Origin of the sequence: Amorphoplanes friuliensis DSM 7358, from assembly GCF_000494755.1 — a bacterium.
Lineage (GTDB): Bacteria > Actinomycetota > Actinomycetes > Mycobacteriales > Micromonosporaceae > Actinoplanes > Actinoplanes friuliensis.
Genome location: NC_022657.1, coordinates 786,046 through 801,320, shown reverse-complemented (window position 1 = coordinate 801,320; position 15,275 = coordinate 786,046). Strand labels below are relative to the sequence as shown.

Sequence of the window (15,275 nt, the reverse complement as noted above, 5' to 3'; positions counted from 1 at the left end):
TCAGCGACCTGCCCCGGAAACCGTAGCGCGTTGCGGGGGCCAGGCAGCCGGGATGCGTTCCAGGACACCTCCGGCGAAGACGTCGCGCAGTCCGAGCGGTTTGAGGTGCACGTAGCCGATGTGGCAGTCGCACACCGCGTTGGTGCAGCCCCGGGGGCGCAGGGCCGGCCGCCACGAGCCGTCGTAGAGGTTGCCGATGGGCTCGGCGATGAAGTGACAGCGCCGGACGCTGCCGTCACCCTGCACCGAGATCGCGGTCTCCCCCGCGTGGCAGGGCCGGTCGAGGGAGAGGTGCGGGCGCACGCTGTGACCGAAGAGCGGGTCGAGCGCTGTCCAGTGCGCCTCCTGCTCGGCGTCGTAGCGGTGGCCCTCGGCGGCGTTCACCCACAGGTAGACCTCGTCGGGCAGGTCGGCGCGCAACGCCCGTGCTTCCGCGAGATGCTCGGGGAGCCCCACCACGCCGACCGAGAACCGCACCCCGAGCCGGCGCAGGCCGGTGCAGCGTTCGAGGAACCGCTCGCGGGTGATCTGTCCCGGGTGGTAAGTCGTCCACAGTGCGGCGGTGTTGCGATCGGCCTCGGCGAGCCAGTCGACACGTGCCGCGAGGTTGGTCTGGATCGCCACTCTCTCCACGTGCGGCAGGTGCGACAGGCGGACGATCGTGTCGCGGTACCAGCTGCGGGTCAGGCCCTCGCCCCACGGTGTGAACAGCACCGAGAGCTGCACGTCCGTGGTCGCCTCGACCCAGGCGGCGAAGCGTTCCAGGGCGGCCCGGTCGGCGCGCAGCAGCTCCGGCGGGTCGACGCGCTTGGCGAAAGGGCAGTACGGGCAGTCGTAGTTGCAGCTGGCGAGCGGGCCCCGGTAGAGGATCGACAGGTTCACTGCAGCACGTACCCGTCCATCGCCCGGCGGACCGCACCGGAGACCAGCCACGGGCCGATGGCGTCGGAGCGGGCCAGACCGGCCGCGGTCAGCCGCAACCCGCCGTCGGTCGCCAGCCCGCGATCGGTCAGCTCGGCCAGCTGCGGGAAGTCCTGCGCCGGCAGCGAGCCGAACCGCGCCAGGTAGGCCGCCTCGTCGACGCCCACCGCGCGCAGCAACGACTTGAGCAGCCAGCGGCGCCGCTGCTCGGCGTCGTCGAGGGCAAAACCGAACTCCGCCCACGCGAAGTCGCCGGCCGGGCGGCTCAGGTAGTCGTCGAGCACCGCCCGCACCTGCGGCACGCTCACCGCGTAGTCGAAGGAGTAGTGCAGCTGCGTCGTGTAGGACCGGGCGCCGCAGCCCAGCCCGACCATGCCGTCGTCCTGGCAGCAGTAGTCCGGGCCGTCCGGGTCGGCCACATCGGCCCGGCGGAACTGTCGCATCGACTCCTGCCGGTATCCGGCCGCGGTCAGCGTCTCCACCGCCTGCTGGTAGAGGCTCTGCCGCTGGACGTCCCAGTCGTCGCGGGTGTGCGCCCGCCGGCCCAGCCCGGTCAGCGGGCGGACGTACAGCGGGTAGAGGTACAGCTCCTCGGGTGACCACTCCAGCGCGGCCGTGAGGCTCTGCGCCCAGGTCGCGGCGGTCTGGCCGTCGATGCCGTAGATCAGGTCGACGTTGAGGATCGGCACGGCGGCGTCGCGGATCGCGCCCAGCGCCTGCTCCACCTCGGTGCGGCGCTGCGGGCGTCCCGCGGCTCGGGCCTCCGCGTCCAGGAAGCTCTGCACGCCCATGCTCACCCGGGTCGTCCCGTACGCGGCCAGCACCGCGAGCCGGTCCGGCGTGGCGGTGGCCGGTGACGTCTCGACCGACAGCGGAACGCCCGGCAGCGAGACGCCCATCGTGCCCGTGGCGATCTCGAACAACTCGGTCAGCTCGTCGGCGGACAGGTAGGTCGGCGTGCCGCCCCCGAAAGCCGCTCGCGCGAAGCCGGCCCGCTCGCCCAGCGCGTCGGCGACCTGGACGGCCTGCCGGCGCAGCTGGGCGAGGTACGCCGTGACCTGCTCGGCGGGTGCGTTCGAGCGGGTGAAGAGGTTGCAGAAGCCGCAGCGCATCTCGCAGAACGGCAGGTGCACGTAGAGGAACAGCGCCTCGGTCTGCTCGCGGCTCCACACGTCGGCCAGCGCCGGGCGCGGATCCAGCTGCCGGTACGCCGTCTTGTGCGGGTACGCGTACAGGTAGCCCTGGTACGGGGAACCGTCGGTCACCATTCCTCCGGGTGCAGCTCGAAGTGTGCGTAGGGCACCGTCCAGACGACCTCGTGGCCGATGCGGTGCCCGGTGTGGCCGTCCTCGCCGTACGCCGTGCCGTGGTCCGAGCACATGATCACAAAGACGGGCCGGCCCCGCCCGGTGAGCTGGGCGAAGAGCCGTGGCAGCCGGCCGTCCACATATTCGAGGGCGGCGGCGTGGCTGGCGACGCTGTCGTCGTCGGCGCCGGGCAGGTAGTGCTTGTTGGGCTGGTGCAGCGACGACACGTTGAGGAACGTGAAGAGCGGGCGCTCGCCGGGAACTCGCTCGATGACCTCGCCCAGCCGGTCGAGCTGGGCATCGAGGCCGGCGGGCGCGGTCACACCGAACTCCGGCTCCCAGTGAGCCTCGGTGAAGAGGCCGGGCAGGACGGCGCCGAGCGGGCTGCGCCGGTTGAAAAAGCCGACACCGCCCAGACAGACCGTGTGATATCCGGCCGCGGCGAGCGCGGTGGGCAGGTCCGGTGCGTCGAAGACCCAGGTGGTGTCGCCGGCCGTCTCGGAGCCGGGGAAGGCGGCGGCGAAGAGCCGGTCGTGGCGTCCGGGCTCCTGCGGCGTGGGCAGGAAGCCGGCAAAAAAGGCGTGGTGTGCCGCGTAGGTGAAGCTGGCCGGCGAGTGCCGGCGTTCCCACCGGCCACCGGGCAGCACCTTGGCCAGCTCGGGGGTCCGTCCCGCGGCTGCCAGCTCGGCCGCCACGTCGTAGCGCAGGGTGTCGAGCGTGATCATGAGGAAGTCGTGGCTGCCGATCAGCTGACGCATGCGCCCGCCCGTGGCGTCGTCCAGCGGCCCGAGGTCAGGGCGTCGATCTGCTCGGCGTAGGTGTCGCGGCCGTCGGCGAGGACACCGGGGAGCAGGTCACCGAAGGCGTTGACCTCGGCGACCGCGTGGCGGCGCCAGCCGGTCAGGAACATCAGGTCGACGCCCACCTGGAGACTGCGCGGGAAACAGGCAGCGACCCGCTCACAGGTCTCCATCGCCGCCGACCAGCTCTGCGGCCCGGCCGCGGCGCGGAGCTCGGCGAGGTCACCGCGTGCGTTACCCAGGTGCAGATTGGTCATCGGCCCGCGCCCGGCCCGGACCACCGCGTGTGTCGGGCGCCCGGCGATCACGACGACCCGCAGATCGACCACCCGGTCGGCAAGACCGGCCTTGGGCACCCACCGCTCCACGTGCAACGGGCCGGTCCGCGCCAGCCGGTCGACGATCGTCACGACGTCGGCCTCGCGGTCGTAGGTCCGCACCCGCAGCGAGTTGTACAGCGTCTCACCGGTCAGCTCGACCGAGGTGGTGGCGCGCAGCCGGGAACCGTTGACCGCCAGCGCGATCACCCCGGACGCCGAGGACCCGTGGGCGGGTTTCACGAACACCCGCGACCAGCCCGCCGCCGCCATCTCCGCCCGCAACTCCGCGTAGGACGTCACCGCCGGTAGAGCGCCCGGCACCGGCACCTCCGCCGCGGAGAGCACCGCGTGGCAGCGGCGTTTGTCGCACAGGACCGCGATGTCGTCCGGGTCGATGAGCAGGCTTGCACCGCCTGCGGCCACCCGGGACACACCCCGCAGCAGGCCCGAATACCAGTCGGCCAGGCCGACCAGCTCGCCGTGCCCGGCAGCGACGCCGGCACCGCGCAGCAGCGTGTCCACTTCGGTGTCCTCGCCCGGGGACTCGATGCGGACCACGGATCCGGCCGGTGGTGGCGCGGCGCCCAGCAAGACGTCACGCCAGGCCAGGACCTCGGGTGACGGCAGACCGGCGGCCCGGGCCGCCTCGGCGAAGAGGCCTACGCGGCGGTTGCCGGGGTTGCCGACAACCGTCAGCCGCACGTCACTCCCCCACCGCGGTGTAGCGGTAGACCTCGTCGTCGTCCTCGTCGGCCTCCTGAACGTCCGAGACGTCGACCAGCACACCAGGGAGCGCCGCGACGACCCGCGCCGACATCTCGGGCGACAGGTAATGGTGATGCAGGTCGAGGCGCCGCAGGTGGCTCAGCGACTGACCGGCGAGCAGCGCACCCGCTCCGGCGTCGGTCATCGTGCCCAGGGAAAGGTCCAGCACCTCCAGGCGCGGCACGATCGGTGCGGCGGCCAGCGCCACCGCGATGTCGTCGACGATCTCGGAATTTCGCAGGCCGAGGTGCCGCAGCGCCGGGAACAGCTCGCCGGCGAGCAGCGGCGCCAGCAGCTCCACGTGGGTGTCACCGCCGTACTCGTCGACGCCCAGCCACAGCTCCAGCGACGTCAGCGCGGGGAACTCGCTCGCGAGCACCTCACGAACCACACCGCTGGGCAGGCCACCGCTCTCGAAAACCAGCTCCCGCAGCGACTCGTGGCGGACCTGGTCAAAAGTGAGCAGCTCGCTGCCGCCCCGCACCTTCAGGATCTCCAGCTCGGGGTACGCGGCCAGCAGCGGCGTGACGTCGCCGACCCGCATCCACGAGACCTCACACTCCTCGCTGGTCTGGTCGCCGAGGAACAACGCACGCAGCCGCGGCAGCCGGGACGCGGCCTCGCAGAGCTGGGCGATCGGGGCCTCGTCGAAGGCGGCGTAACCCCAGGCGCCGATGACCAGCGCCTCGATCTCACCACCGGAACGCTCGACGAACGCCTCGAACGCCTCCCGGAACTTCTCGTTGAGTCCCCGGGTGGTCGTCTCGTCGAACTCCCAGAACGAGAAGCGCCAGGCAACCGGCCCGTCGACCGGCGGCAACGGGCCGTCGAGCGGGACGTCGACGACGCGGCGGCCGGCGAACTCGGTCGCGTGCTCGTAGAAGCTCATCGGTCACTCCCCCACCGAGACGTAGCGGAAGACCCGGCCGTCGCTCTCGTCGCTCTCGCGGGGCTCGGACAGGTCGATCTCCACACCGGGCAGGGCGGCGGTGAGGCGTTCCTGCCCCTCGGCGGAGAGGTAGTGGTGGTGGAGGTCGAGTCGGCTCAGGTGGGTCAGCGGCTGACCGGCCAGCAGGGCGTCCAGGCCCTCGTCGGTGAGTTCACCCTTCGACAGGTCGAGGACGTCGAGGCGGGCGATCACGGGTGCGGTGGCCACGGCAGCGGCGACCGCGTCGGCGATCTCCGCGTTGCAGAGGGCCAGGCTGCGCAGGGAGGGCAAGCGTTCGCCGCTCAGGATCGGGGCGAGGTCGTCGACAGTGCTGTCCGCCCCGTAGTTCGAGGTGCCGAGCCACAGGTCCAGCGACTGCAGAGCGGGCAGGTCGCTGGCACCGACCGCGCGCACCACCTGCGCCGGCAGGCCGCCGGACTCGAAGCCCAGCTCGCGCAGGGAAGCGTGCTGCGCCGCCTCGAAGACCAGACCCTCGGCACCGCGGATCCGCAGCACCTCCAGCTCCGGGTACGCGGTCAGCAGCGGGGTGATCTCCCCTTGGTGGATCCAGGAGATCTCGCACTGCTCGTAGGTCAGATCGCCGACGAAGATCGCGCGCAGCCCGGACAGCCGGGGCGCCAGCGAGATCAGCAGCTCGATCGGCGGTCCCACCTCGTAGGTGCTGCCCCACTCGCCCAGCACCAGGGCACGGATCTGCCCCTCGGGCACTCGCGTGATGAGGGCTTCGATCAGGCCGGCGAACTCCTCCGGCGGGGCCTCGAAGTCCTCCGTCTCCACCCGCCAGGCCACGGCGGCGGGATCGTCCGGCAGCTCGCCCTCCGGATCGAAGGCCACCACCGGGAGCCCGGCAAATGTGGTCACGTGCGAGTTGATGGTCACGCTTTACCTCCGGTCCGGTTCGGTCGGCGGCACGCTAACAGAGCCGACCGACAAAACTGGCCCATTGCCGGATCACCGCTGGTCACGCCGCTGAGCGCGGACACTGCGGACGGGACCACCCGCAGGAGTGGCATCGGGGCGCAGCCGCATAGGAACGCCCCCGGTGGGTAGGTCAGTGGTCAGGCGCGCCGGCCGGAACGGGTCAGCGCGCGTGTGCAGGACGGAGATGATGATGACCGATACACAGCCTCGGACTGTGTGGCCGGCGGAGGCGTCGACCGGACAGCTCGTGACACAGATGACCGAGCAGGTCTCCACCCTCGTGCGTGACGAGCTGGCTCTCGCGCGTACAGAAATGGTGGAGAAGGGCAAGCGCGCCGGGAAGGGCGCGGGTCTCCTGGGCGGAGCCGGCGTGCTGGCGATGTACGGCGTCGGCGCTCTCCTGGTGACCGTGGGCGCGCTGCTGGCGCTGGTCTGGCCGGTCTGGCTGGCCGCCCTGGTGGTCACCGTCGTGGTGTTCGCCGTGGCGGGTGTGGCCGCCCTGATCGGCAAGAAGCAGGTGCAGCAGGCGGTGCCGCCGGCGCCGACCGCCGCCGTGGACAGCAGCAAGCGCGACGTGGACGCGGTCAAGACCGCGGTCCGGGACGGAAGGCACGCATGAGCAGCGACGTCACGGTTCGTCTGAACGGGTCCACGCCGGGCGATCCGGCGCGGTTGAAGGCCGAGATCGAGCAGACCCGGCAGGAGCTGGGTGAGACCGCTGCCGCGCTGGCCGCCAAGACCGATGTGAAGACCCGCGCTGCCGCCCTGGCGGGACGCGTGCGGGAACGTGTCGTCGTCACGGCGGACGAGATCAAGCAGGACCCGGCCCAGGCTGTCCGCCGCCCGGTGCCCGTGGCGCTGCTGGCCACGGTGGCCGCTGCCGTCGCAGTGGTGCTGGTCCGGCGCAGCCGCAGCTGACCGTCCCACGGCCCACTACCGCATCCGGTGGTGGGCCGCTGGCATATGAGACATTTTCTTGTTTTGCCGACGTTGATGGCCGTTTCATAGCGTAATAGGGCGTGTGAAAACGCTGCCGAAGCTCCTCAGCGCCCTGATCCTGGCCACCGCACCCGTCGTTGCCGCCCCGTCACCGGCCGCGGCCGTCACTCCCGCCGCCGCGGCGCCGCCCTACCACGTGGTACGTCCCGGCGAGACGATCAAGAGCATCGCGGCCGCGTACGGGATCCGTCGTGCCGATCTGCGCGCCTGGAACGGCCTGATCAAGCCCAACCAGCCCAGCCCGGACGGTGTTCTGCACCTGGCCGAACCGGCCGGGGGCCGGCTCACCGGCTGGCGGTCGTGGATCGAGAAGGTCACACCCGGCACGGTCAACTGGAACGCCAAGGACAAATGTCCGGTCCTTCCGGCCGACCTGCGCAAGGTCTGGGTCACCTACATCGACTTCTACGGCGTCTCCCACCAGGGCAGCATCGTCGTGCACCGGACCATCGCGACCCGGACCCAGCGAGCGTTCCAGTCGCTGTACAGGATGCGCTTCCGGATTCAGGGCATGAGCCCGATGACACTCAACGCGCCCTACATCGACGACATGGGCACGGTCACCGCCGGTTACAGCTGCCGCGTGGTCAACGGCAGCAAGACCTGGTCACAGCACGCGTACGGGAAGGCCATCGACGTCAACCCGGTGCAGAACCCGATGGTCCGCGGCCGGTACATCGACCCGGCCGGCGGCACCGACTTCCTGCGGCGCGGCCTCTACCGGCGCGGCATGATGCACGCCTCCGGTGCGGTCCGCGCCTTCACCGACCAGGGCTTCTACTGGGGCGGCCGCTGGAACAGCCTCAAGGACGACATGCACTTCAGCATGAACAACCGCTGACCGTGAGCCTGCTCAGACGGGCCTGAGCAGCGCGACCAGGAAGTCCGAGCCGGCACCGAACGGTCGCAGGTCCCAGGTCGACAGCAGCACGTCCGGCGCGAGGCCGGCCGCCGCGACGTCGACGAAGAAGTCGTCGAACGCGTAACCCCGGTCGGCGCCGAAGCCGATCACCACGCGGGCACCCTCGGCCAGGTGGAGGCGCAGCCGTCGGAGGATCTCGACCCGGGTGCCCGGCGCGACGAAGGTCATCACGTTGCCGGCGCAGACGATCACGTCGAAGCGTTCCGGCAGCTCCAGCTCGGCCAGGTCGCCGGTCAGCCAGCGCGGCCCCGGATAGTCCTCCTCGGCCGCCGCGATCAGCTCCGGGTCCAGGTCGACGCCGGTGACGTCGTGACCGGCCGCGGCCAGAAATCCGCCCACACGGCCGGCGCCGCAACCGGCGTCGAGGACCCTCGACCCGCGCGGCACCATCGTGTCGATCAGGCGCGCCTCACCGGCCAGGTCGGCGCCGTCCTTCGCGAGCTTGCGGAACCGGTCGATGTACCAGCGCGAGTGGCCGGGGTTCTCAGCGATCTTCTGCAGCCAGAGGTTCTCCACGTCCGACCACACTGCCAGACGCGGAGGGCCCGGTCTCGGGAAGAGACCGGGCCCACACTCACACGATCGTCACCAGTTGCTGTAGTTGTCCTGCGTCTGCGCGTTGAACAGCTCCGTCGACGCACCCGTCGCCGGGTTGGTCCGCCGGTCCTTCAGCTCCAGCACGTCAACGCCCTTGGCGATGTCGTTGGAGTAGATGAAGCCGTTGTACCAGTACGCCGACCACGAGCCGCCCAGCACGAACTGGGTGTCCGAGATGGGTCCCCGCTCCCAGTACGCGATCTCCTTGGGGTTCCGCGAGTTGGTGAAGTCCCAGACCGAGATGCCGCCCTGGTACCACGCCTGCACCATGATGTCCTTGCCCGGAACCGGGATCAGCGAGCCGTTGTGGGCCACGCAGTTCTCGGTGTCGGTGTTGGTGCGCGGGATCTTGAAGTAGCTGCGGAACTCGAGCTTGCGGTTGTTGCCCTTGCCGACGATGTCGTAGATCGCGTCGGCACCCCGCTCCGGACCGATCTCCGGGTTGCAGGTGGCCGCGCCGCCGCCGCCGAGCTCGTCGGTGAAGACGACCTTGGTGGCCTTGTTGTTGAACGTCGCCGAGTGCCAGAACGCGAAGTTCTCGGTGTCGCGCACCGTGGTGATGACCTTCGGCTGGCTGCGCACGGAGATGTCGAAGAGCACACCGTCACCCATGCAGGCACCGGCGGCGATGTCCTTCTCCGGGTACGCCGTGATGTCGTGGCAGCCCGTCGTCGGGGACTGGCCCTCGGTGCCACCGGGGTAGCCACCGTCCGGGAACAGCACCGGCGTCGACACGACCCGCGCGGCCGTCGGCTCCGCGAGCGGCACCCGGACGATCGAGATCTTGTCGTGCGGCAGAGCACAGTTCGGCTGGTCCGCCGCCGCCAGGTTGTACGAGGAGACGTACAGGTAGACGGAGTTGTCACCCGCCTTGCCCGGAATCATCGTCTGGGTGTGCGAACCACAGTCGGTCTTCACCGACTTGAGGTAGGCCGGTGTGGTCGGGTCGCTGATGTCGAAGATCTTCACGCCCTCCCAGCGGTCGCCGGGTGCGGCGGTCGTGGAAGCGGCGTTGTTGCAGGAGTCGTTCGTCCGCTGCGAGTCGGTGCCCAGGAACAGCAGGTTGCCCTTGATCGAGATGTCGTTCTGCGATCCGGGGCAGAGCACCTGCGCCGCGACGGTCGGCGCCTTGGGGTTGCTGATGTCGTAGACCGCGAAGCCGTTGTAGTTACCGCCGTATGCGTACTCGCCCTTGAAGGCCCAGTCCGAGTTGGTGGAGTTGGCGAACGGGCCCGTCTTCGGCAGATGGGCGACCTGGTTGAGGTTCTTCGTGCTCGCGACCTCGTCGACCCCGGGCGGTGTGCCCGGGTCGGCCGGCGCCTGCGCGACACCGCTGGAGGGCGCCGCCAACAGTCCGACCACGACCGTTGCCGCGCTGAGACACGCCAGGCGCTTGAGCTGCCGCCCTCGTGGGGCAGAGTGCTTCATGAAGCTCCTTCCGGCTGCTGGCGCACCGAGGGGCAGGGTGGTGTCACGGTCGGTGCGCATTCACCATCGTCGTTACAGTAATAGCCGGAGACGGAACGCGGGGGACATTGTTACCGGCACGAAAGGATCCGATGAGTCGGCAGAGGACATTCACGCTGGTCGCAGCGGCGGCCGTGGTGCTGGCAGCCGGCGGAACGGCCGTGGCGGCCCGTGCGGGCGACGACCGTTCGGCGGCGGCACCGCAGGCGAGCGCCAGCCCGGCGCCTCCGGCCCGGGTGGTCCTGCCGGGCCGGCCGGGTGAGTCGGCCCGGGTCACCGACTCCGATCAGGTACGCGCACCCGACGGCTCGACGTTCAACTCGATCGACGTCACGTTCGTGCAGATGATGATCGCCCACCACCAGCAGGCGATCGAGATGTCCGCGCTGGCACCGCAGCGCGCCGGCGACGCCGGGCTGCGCGCCCTGGCCGCACGCATCGGCGCTGCTCAGGCCCCGGAGATCACCTGGCTGAAGCGCTGGCTGACCGACCGCAAGCTGCCCGAGACCGACCCGGCGCATAACCACAGCACGATGCCCGGCATGCAGACGCCGGCCGATCTGGCCGCGCTGACCGCCGCGAAGGGCACGGACTTCGACACGAAGTTCATCGCGATGATGACCGCCCACCACAAGGGCGCGATCCAGATGGCCGGCGACGTCCTCGGCGGCGGCACCGACCAGGTCCTCTACGAGATGGCGAACGAGATGGCCGTCGAGCAGGGCAGCGAGATCCGCCGGATGGAGCAGCTCTAGCGACCTGTGTCACCTATGGAGGTGAGGGGATGCGGCGGCGCCCGGCGGACCGATAGGTTGTCTACCGTGGATGTCAGGGCAGCTCTTCGCCGTACGCGGCTGCCGTTCGTCGCATCCCTGTTCCTGGCCGCGCTGCTCGGCCTGCCGGGCACACCCGCACCGGCCATCGATCCACTTCCGGTTCCCGTCGTGGCGGCGGTCGCTGCTGCGCCGGCTTCGGCCACCTCGGTCGCGTCGCCGGTCGAGGCTCCTGTTGCCGAGCCCGTTGCCCCGTCCGTCGCGGCTGTTCCCGCCGTCGTCGATCCGGGTGTCCAGACCCTCGCCGACCAGGTCGGCACCGCGGCATCCGGGCCGCGCGCACCACCCTTCTCCGCCTGACCTGCCTCGCCCGGCACAGCCGGCGGCGGGTCGATTCGTGACGCCCCACATCGATTAGTGGCACGACCCGGTGGATAAGGAAAGAATCATGGACTTCGCTGTTGCACTCCTCGTCGGACAGGGTGGCCGGGCGGCCGCCGCCATCTGGGCGACCCTGATCCTGCTGGCCCTGCTCGCACTGGCCGGTCTCGCCCTGCCCCGTGGTGTCTTCCGCCCGCGGCAGATCTCCGCCTGGTTGGCCGACTCCGCCGCGCAGAAGCGTGCCGAGCTGGAGCGCAGGAGCACCGAGGCCGAGGAGCTGATCCGCTACGCCGACGAGATCGCCGTGGCGGCCCGGGGCGCGGCGCACACCGCCGAGCGCCGGCGCGAGGAGTGCCAGGAGGCGCAGGTCCGCACGCAGGAGGCGTGGCAGGCCTACCAGGCTGCGGACGCCGCCCTGACCCGCGCCCGCCGCGCCGCCGCCTACGCGACGCCGATGACCGACGACGAGCACGCCGACCGGGCGCAGGCGCTGCGGCGTTCCGCGCAGAGCGCGTACCGGCGGGGCGACCTGTCCGACACGCAGCTGCTGGACGCGCTGACCCACCGCAACGGCTGGGACCCCACGCTGCACCCCGTCGAGCAGGAGCTGATCCTGGCCCGGGCGGCCGTGACGCACCGGTTCGCGGCGTACCAGGAATGCCTGACCGCCGAGGACGCCGCCTGGCAGGCCGCCGACATCGCCACCGCGTCGGTCCGCAGCCTGCGGCTGGAGGTCATCGCGGCCGAGGCCCAGGCCGAGTCGGCCCGTGCCACACTCCCGCAGCAGACCACCCCGGCCCGCTCCAGCCGCCGCATCGCCGCCACCGCCTGACGCGGACGCGTGGCCTCAGGCCACGCCGCCGTTGACGAATATGGTCTGGCCGTTGATCCAGCGGGCCGGGCCGGCCAGGGACGACACGACCTCGGCGATGTCCTCCGGGCGGCCCAGCCGCTCCATCGGGTTCATCTTGGCCATGCGGTCGATGGTCTCCTGGTCCTTGCCGTCCAGGAAGAGCGACGTCGCGGTCGGGCCGGGCGCCACCGCGTTGACGGTGATGTCGCGGCCGCGGAGTTCCTTGGCCAGGATCGGGCTGAGGGCCTCGACCGCGGCCTTGGTGGCGGCATATCCGGAGTATGTCGGCAGGTTGAGCCGGGTCACCGAGGTCGAGAAGTTGATGATCGCGCCACCGGAGCGGACCCGGCGGGCGGCCTCGCGGCCGATCACGAAGGTGCCGCGCAGGTTGGTGCGGAACATCCGGTCGAGGTCGTCGAGGCCTGCATCGGCCAGGGGGCTGAGGACCATGATCCCGGCGGCGTTCACCACGACGTCCACGCCGCCGAAGCGCTGCTCGGCGAGGTCGAAGAGCGACCGGACGGCGGTCTCGTCCGCCACGTCGGCCTGAACGGCGACGGCGTTTCCGCCGGCTGCTTCCACGGCCTCGACGGTGGCCTTGGCCTCGACGTCGTTGCCGGCGTAGGCGATGACAACAGCCTGACCGTCGGCAGCGAGGCGCTCGGACACGGCCCGGCCGATGCCGCGGGAACCGCCGGTGACGATCGCAACGCGGCGCTGGGTGTCGGTCATGGTGACTCCTTCGATAGGCGCTAACACCTCGACGTTAGCATCGCTACCACCATATCGCTAACGTCCAAGTGTTATCGTCGTTACCGTGGAAACCAGGAACACCCGTGACCGCATCCTCGAGGCAGCAGCAGCCCTGCTCGCCGAGGGCGGACGCGAGGCCGTGTCGACCCGGGCGGTCAGTACGGCCGCCGGCGTGCAGGCGCCGACCATCTACCGCATCTTCGGTGACAAGCAGGGCCTGCTGGACGCGGTCGCGAGCCACGGATTTGCCGCCTACCTGGAGGACAAGGCCGGGCTTCCCCACAGCGAGGACCCCGTCGAGGACCTGCGCCGCGGCTGGGACCTGCACGTCGGTTTCGGCGTGGAGAACCCCGCGTACTACGCGCTGATCTACGGCGAACCCCGTCCCGGCGTGGCCTCACCGGCAGCCCGCCAGGCCGCCGAGATCCTGGCCGCCCAGGTACGCCGCATCGCCGAGGCGGGCCGCCTGCGTGTCACCGAGGAACGTGCCGCCCACCTGATCCACTCCGCGGGCGCCGGCATGACCTTCGAACTCATCGGCCTCACCCCGGAGCAACGCGACCCGGCCCTCTCGACCCTGGCCCGCGAGTCGATCATCGCGGCCGTGACCACCGACCCACCGACCCATCCCGACAGCGTCACCGGCTCGGCGATCACCCTGCGCGCCGCCCTCGACCAGCTCGATGCGCTTTCCCCGGCAGAGCGGGTGCTGCTCGACGAATGGCTCGGACGCATCGCGTCCTAGGTGAGCGACACCCAGGCGCCGCTCTCGACCGACCGTGACATCGCGTCCAGTGCCACCGCGCTGTGCACGGCATCGTCGAGGGTGGCGCCGTACGGCTTTGTCTCGATGATCGAGCGCAGGAAGCGGTACGCCTCGATCACCTTGAGGTCGTCGTAGCCCATGGCGATGCCGGAGCCCGGCTGGAACGCTGCGTAGTCGCCGGCCGCCGGTCCGACGTGGACGGTGCGCCTCGGCTGGTCCTGGTAGTCGTCGCCCACACTGACGGCCAGCTCGCCCATCCGGCGGAAGTCCCAGGAGACGGCTCCGCGGGTGCCGTGAATCTCGAAGCCGTAGTTGTTCTGGTCCCCCACCGCGACGCGGCTGGCCTCGAGCACCACGCGGGCGCCGGACGCCAGCCGCAGCTGGCTGGAGACGTAGTCCTCGTTCTCGACCGGGCCGAGTTCACCACCGGCAGCGCGGGTGTGCCCGGCGGTGGCACCGCTGGGCCGCGAGCGCTGCGGTACGAAGGTCGCCGTGTCCGCGACCAGGGACAAGATGTCGCCGAGCAGGTGACGGACCAGGTCGATGCCGTGGGCGGCCAGGTCGCCGAGGACGCCGCTGCCGCCGCGGGCCCGTTCGAAGCGCCAGGTCAGTGCGCCTTCCGGGTGCGCCGCGTAATCACTGAAGAGGCGGAACCGCGCGTGGGTGACCGTTCCGAGCTCACCGGCGGTGATCAGCTCACGGGCGGCCTCCACCGCCGGGGCGTTGCGGTAGTTGAAGCCGACCGCACCCTGCACACCGGCCTCGCGGGCGGCGGCGGCGACAGCACGCGCGTCGTCGGCGTCGAGGCCGACCGGCTTCTCAATCCAGATGTGTTTGCCGGCGCGGGCCAGGGCCACGCCGAGCTCGCGGTGCAGGAAGTTCGGCGCGGCGATGCTCACCGCCCGGATCCGCGGGTCGGCGGCGAGGTCACGCCAGTCGAGGGTCGCGGTGGTGAAGCCGTACTGGTCGGCGGCCTCGGCGGCACGGCCCGGCACCTCGTCGGCCACGGCGACCAGCTCGGGGCGTACGCCCAGCTGCGGGTAGTGGTGCAGAACCCGGAGGTAGGACTGGGTGTGCACCCGCCCCATCCAGCCGAACCCGGCGACGGCCACTCCGAACGTCTCTCGACTCATCCGGCCAGTCTGCCCCGTGCGCTGCGGCCGTAGAACCGATAGCATGGCCAGACCGGTTGCAGAGTGCAATCAGATAGGAGTCCTCTCATGGCTGACACCGCACGGCAGACCGCAGGCGGCAAGGTGCTCTGGCACTTCACGATGTCCCTCGACGGATTCGTGGCCGGACCGAACCATGAGATGGACTGGATGACCGGCTTCTCCTCGCGTCCCGGCCTGATCGAGGAGTACGTCGAGACCACCGGTGCCGTTCTCGGTGGCCGCACCGGCTGGGACAACACCGTCGACGACGTCCGCCCCTACGGCGGCGCCTGGGAGGGTCCGCTCTTCATCCTCACCCACCACCCTGAGGACGCGAAGCCCGCCGACGGCGTCACCTTCCTCAGCGTTGATCCGGCCGAAGCGGTGCGGATCGGGCTGGACGCCGCCGGCGGCAAGAACCTCGAGGTGTTCTCCCCGACCATCGGCGCGCAGCTCCTCGAGCTGGGCCTGATCGACGAGATCGACCTGCACATCGCACCGGTCCTGCTCGGCGAGGGCATCCGCCTCTACGACAACCCCGGCGGCAAGGCGATCCGTCTGCACCGCGCCGACGTCGAGGACCCCACCCTCGCCCTCAACGTGCGATACCTACCCGTCCGCTGAGTC

Annotated in this window: 18 protein-coding genes; 8 read left to right on the top strand and 10 right to left on the bottom strand. The window is 70.7% G+C overall.

All coding sequences use genetic code 11. From position 1 onward, the window contains the following. The 6 genes from AFR_RS03685 to AFR_RS03660 are packed head-to-tail and all read right to left on the bottom strand — an operon-like array spanning position 1 to position 5,941. Positions 1 to 882, bottom strand: coding sequence for an STM4011 family radical SAM protein (locus AFR_RS03685; protein ID WP_023357962.1), 882 nt, complete (start codon positions 880 to 882; stop codon positions 1 to 3). Next, a complete protein-coding gene (locus AFR_RS03680; protein WP_041840580.1) occupies positions 879 to 2,189 on the bottom strand; it encodes an STM4012 family radical SAM protein in 1,311 nt (436 codons plus the stop codon). Before AFR_RS03680 ends, AFR_RS03685 begins: the two co-directional genes overlap by 4 nt. Next, positions 2,183 to 2,986, bottom strand: coding sequence for an STM4013/SEN3800 family hydrolase (locus AFR_RS03675; RefSeq protein WP_023357960.1), 804 nt, complete (start codon positions 2,984 to 2,986; stop codon positions 2,183 to 2,185). Before AFR_RS03675 ends, AFR_RS03680 begins: the two co-directional genes overlap by 7 nt. Then, entirely contained in the window at positions 2,974 to 4,050 is a 1,077-nt protein-coding gene (locus AFR_RS03670) for an STM4014 family protein (protein ID WP_023357959.1), read from the bottom strand. Before AFR_RS03670 ends, AFR_RS03675 begins: the two co-directional genes overlap by 13 nt. A gap of 1 nt (position 4,051) precedes the next feature. Beyond that, positions 4,052 to 5,002 (bottom strand): STM4015 family protein, encoded by a 951-nt coding sequence (locus AFR_RS03665; RefSeq protein WP_023357958.1) that lies wholly within the window; start codon positions 5,000 to 5,002, stop codon positions 4,052 to 4,054. Between the two features lie 3 nt (positions 5,003 to 5,005). Continuing rightward, the gene (locus tag AFR_RS03660) at positions 5,006 to 5,941 is read right to left on the bottom strand and encodes an STM4015 family protein (RefSeq protein ID WP_023357957.1); all 936 of its coding nucleotides are present in this window, start codon (positions 5,939 to 5,941) and stop codon (positions 5,006 to 5,008) included. Positions 5,942 to 6,173: 232 nt separating this feature from the next. On the opposite strand from AFR_RS03660, the gene AFR_RS03655 reads away from it, so the two are divergent. The 3 genes from AFR_RS03655 (at position 6,174) to AFR_RS03645 (ending at position 7,823) form a co-directional block, all read left to right on the top strand. Continuing rightward, positions 6,174 to 6,602: a phage holin family protein gene (locus tag AFR_RS03655; protein ID WP_041841752.1), complete on the top strand. Its 429-nt coding sequence runs from the start codon at positions 6,174 to 6,176 to the stop codon at positions 6,600 to 6,602. Then, positions 6,599 to 6,901 carry a DUF3618 domain-containing protein gene (locus AFR_RS03650; RefSeq protein ID WP_023357955.1) on the top strand — a complete coding sequence of 101 codons (303 nt, stop codon included), beginning with the start codon at positions 6,599 to 6,601 and terminating at the stop codon, positions 6,899 to 6,901. Before AFR_RS03655 ends, AFR_RS03650 begins: the two co-directional genes overlap by 4 nt. Positions 6,902 to 7,004: 103 nt before the next feature. Continuing rightward, the gene (locus AFR_RS03645; protein WP_023357954.1) at positions 7,005 to 7,823 is read left to right on the top strand and encodes a M15 family metallopeptidase; all 819 of its coding nucleotides are present in this window, start codon (positions 7,005 to 7,007) and stop codon (positions 7,821 to 7,823) included. Positions 7,824 to 7,835: 12 nt separating this feature from the next. Here the strand turns inward: AFR_RS03645 and AFR_RS03640 are convergent, their stop codons facing one another. Both AFR_RS03640 and AFR_RS03635 read right to left on the bottom strand, forming a co-directional pair. Beyond that, positions 7,836 to 8,420, bottom strand: coding sequence for a class I SAM-dependent methyltransferase (locus tag AFR_RS03640; RefSeq protein ID WP_023357953.1), 585 nt, complete (start codon positions 8,418 to 8,420; stop codon positions 7,836 to 7,838). 69 nt (positions 8,421 to 8,489) lie between these two features. Next, on the bottom strand, positions 8,490 to 9,929 hold the full coding sequence (locus tag AFR_RS03635) for an LVIVD repeat-containing protein (protein WP_023357952.1): 1,440 nt from the start codon (positions 9,927 to 9,929) through the stop codon (positions 8,490 to 8,492). A 131-nt stretch (positions 9,930 to 10,060) separates the two neighbouring features. Here AFR_RS03635 and AFR_RS03630 point away from each other — a divergent pair, with 131 nt between their 5' ends. The 3 genes from AFR_RS03630 to AFR_RS03620 all read left to right on the top strand — a co-directional run bounded on the left by AFR_RS03630 (position 10,061) and on the right by AFR_RS03620 (position 11,954). Next, positions 10,061 to 10,723, top strand: coding sequence for a DUF305 domain-containing protein (locus AFR_RS03630; RefSeq protein ID WP_023357950.1), 663 nt, complete (start codon positions 10,061 to 10,063; stop codon positions 10,721 to 10,723). Positions 10,724 to 10,789: 66 nt separating this feature from the next. Further along, the gene (locus tag AFR_RS03625) at positions 10,790 to 11,101 is read left to right on the top strand and encodes a hypothetical protein (RefSeq protein ID WP_023357949.1); all 312 of its coding nucleotides are present in this window, start codon (positions 10,790 to 10,792) and stop codon (positions 11,099 to 11,101) included. A gap of 88 nt (positions 11,102 to 11,189) precedes the next feature. After that, entirely contained in the window at positions 11,190 to 11,954 is a 765-nt protein-coding gene (locus AFR_RS03620) for a hypothetical protein (RefSeq protein WP_023357947.1), read from the top strand. Between the two features lie 15 nt (positions 11,955 to 11,969). Here AFR_RS03620 and AFR_RS03615 read toward each other — a convergent pair whose 3' ends face one another. Then, positions 11,970 to 12,707 (bottom strand): SDR family oxidoreductase, encoded by a 738-nt coding sequence (locus AFR_RS03615; protein WP_023357946.1) that lies wholly within the window; start codon positions 12,705 to 12,707, stop codon positions 11,970 to 11,972. An 85-nt stretch (positions 12,708 to 12,792) separates the two neighbouring features. Here AFR_RS03615 and AFR_RS03610 point away from each other — a divergent pair, with 85 nt between their 5' ends. Continuing rightward, complete coding sequence (locus AFR_RS03610; protein WP_023357945.1) at positions 12,793 to 13,473, top strand: TetR/AcrR family transcriptional regulator; 681 nt, start codon at positions 12,793 to 12,795, stop codon at positions 13,471 to 13,473. Here AFR_RS03610 and AFR_RS03605 read toward each other — a convergent pair. Continuing rightward, positions 13,470 to 14,627, bottom strand: coding sequence for a Gfo/Idh/MocA family protein (locus tag AFR_RS03605; RefSeq protein ID WP_041840579.1), 1,158 nt, complete (start codon positions 14,625 to 14,627; stop codon positions 13,470 to 13,472). The genes AFR_RS03610 and AFR_RS03605 overlap by 4 nt on opposite strands. A gap of 87 nt (positions 14,628 to 14,714) precedes the next feature. On the opposite strand from AFR_RS03605, the gene AFR_RS03600 reads away from it, so the two are divergent. Beyond that, complete coding sequence (locus AFR_RS03600; RefSeq protein ID WP_023357943.1) at positions 14,715 to 15,272, top strand: dihydrofolate reductase family protein; 558 nt, start codon at positions 14,715 to 14,717, stop codon at positions 15,270 to 15,272. The last annotated feature ends 3 nt before the right edge of the window (positions 15,273 to 15,275 follow it).

Coding starts and splice junctions, on each gene's coding strand:
- AFR_RS03605 (WP_041840579.1), bottom strand. CDS start 14,627: ATGAGTCGAGAGACGTTCGGAGTGGCCGTCGCCGGGTTCGGCTGGATG.
- AFR_RS03650 (WP_023357955.1), top strand. CDS start 6,599: ATGAGCAGCGACGTCACGGTTCGTCTGAACGGGTCCACGCCGGGCGAT.
- AFR_RS03600 (WP_023357943.1), top strand. CDS start 14,715: ATGGCTGACACCGCACGGCAGACCGCAGGCGGCAAGGTGCTCTGGCAC.
- AFR_RS03620 (WP_023357947.1), top strand. CDS start 11,190: ATGGACTTCGCTGTTGCACTCCTCGTCGGACAGGGTGGCCGGGCGGCC.
- AFR_RS03630 (WP_023357950.1), top strand. CDS start 10,061: ATGAGTCGGCAGAGGACATTCACGCTGGTCGCAGCGGCGGCCGTGGTG.
- AFR_RS03655 (WP_041841752.1), top strand. CDS start 6,174: ATGACCGATACACAGCCTCGGACTGTGTGGCCGGCGGAGGCGTCGACC.
- AFR_RS03665 (WP_023357958.1), bottom strand. CDS start 5,002: ATGAGCTTCTACGAGCACGCGACCGAGTTCGCCGGCCGCCGCGTCGTC.
- AFR_RS03680 (WP_041840580.1), bottom strand. CDS start 2,189: ATGGTGACCGACGGTTCCCCGTACCAGGGCTACCTGTACGCGTACCCG.
- AFR_RS03675 (WP_023357960.1), bottom strand. CDS start 2,986: ATGCGTCAGCTGATCGGCAGCCACGACTTCCTCATGATCACGCTCGAC.
- AFR_RS03615 (WP_023357946.1), bottom strand. CDS start 12,707: ATGACCGACACCCAGCGCCGCGTTGCGATCGTCACCGGCGGTTCCCGC.
- AFR_RS03635 (WP_023357952.1), bottom strand. CDS start 9,929: ATGAAGCACTCTGCCCCACGAGGGCGGCAGCTCAAGCGCCTGGCGTGT.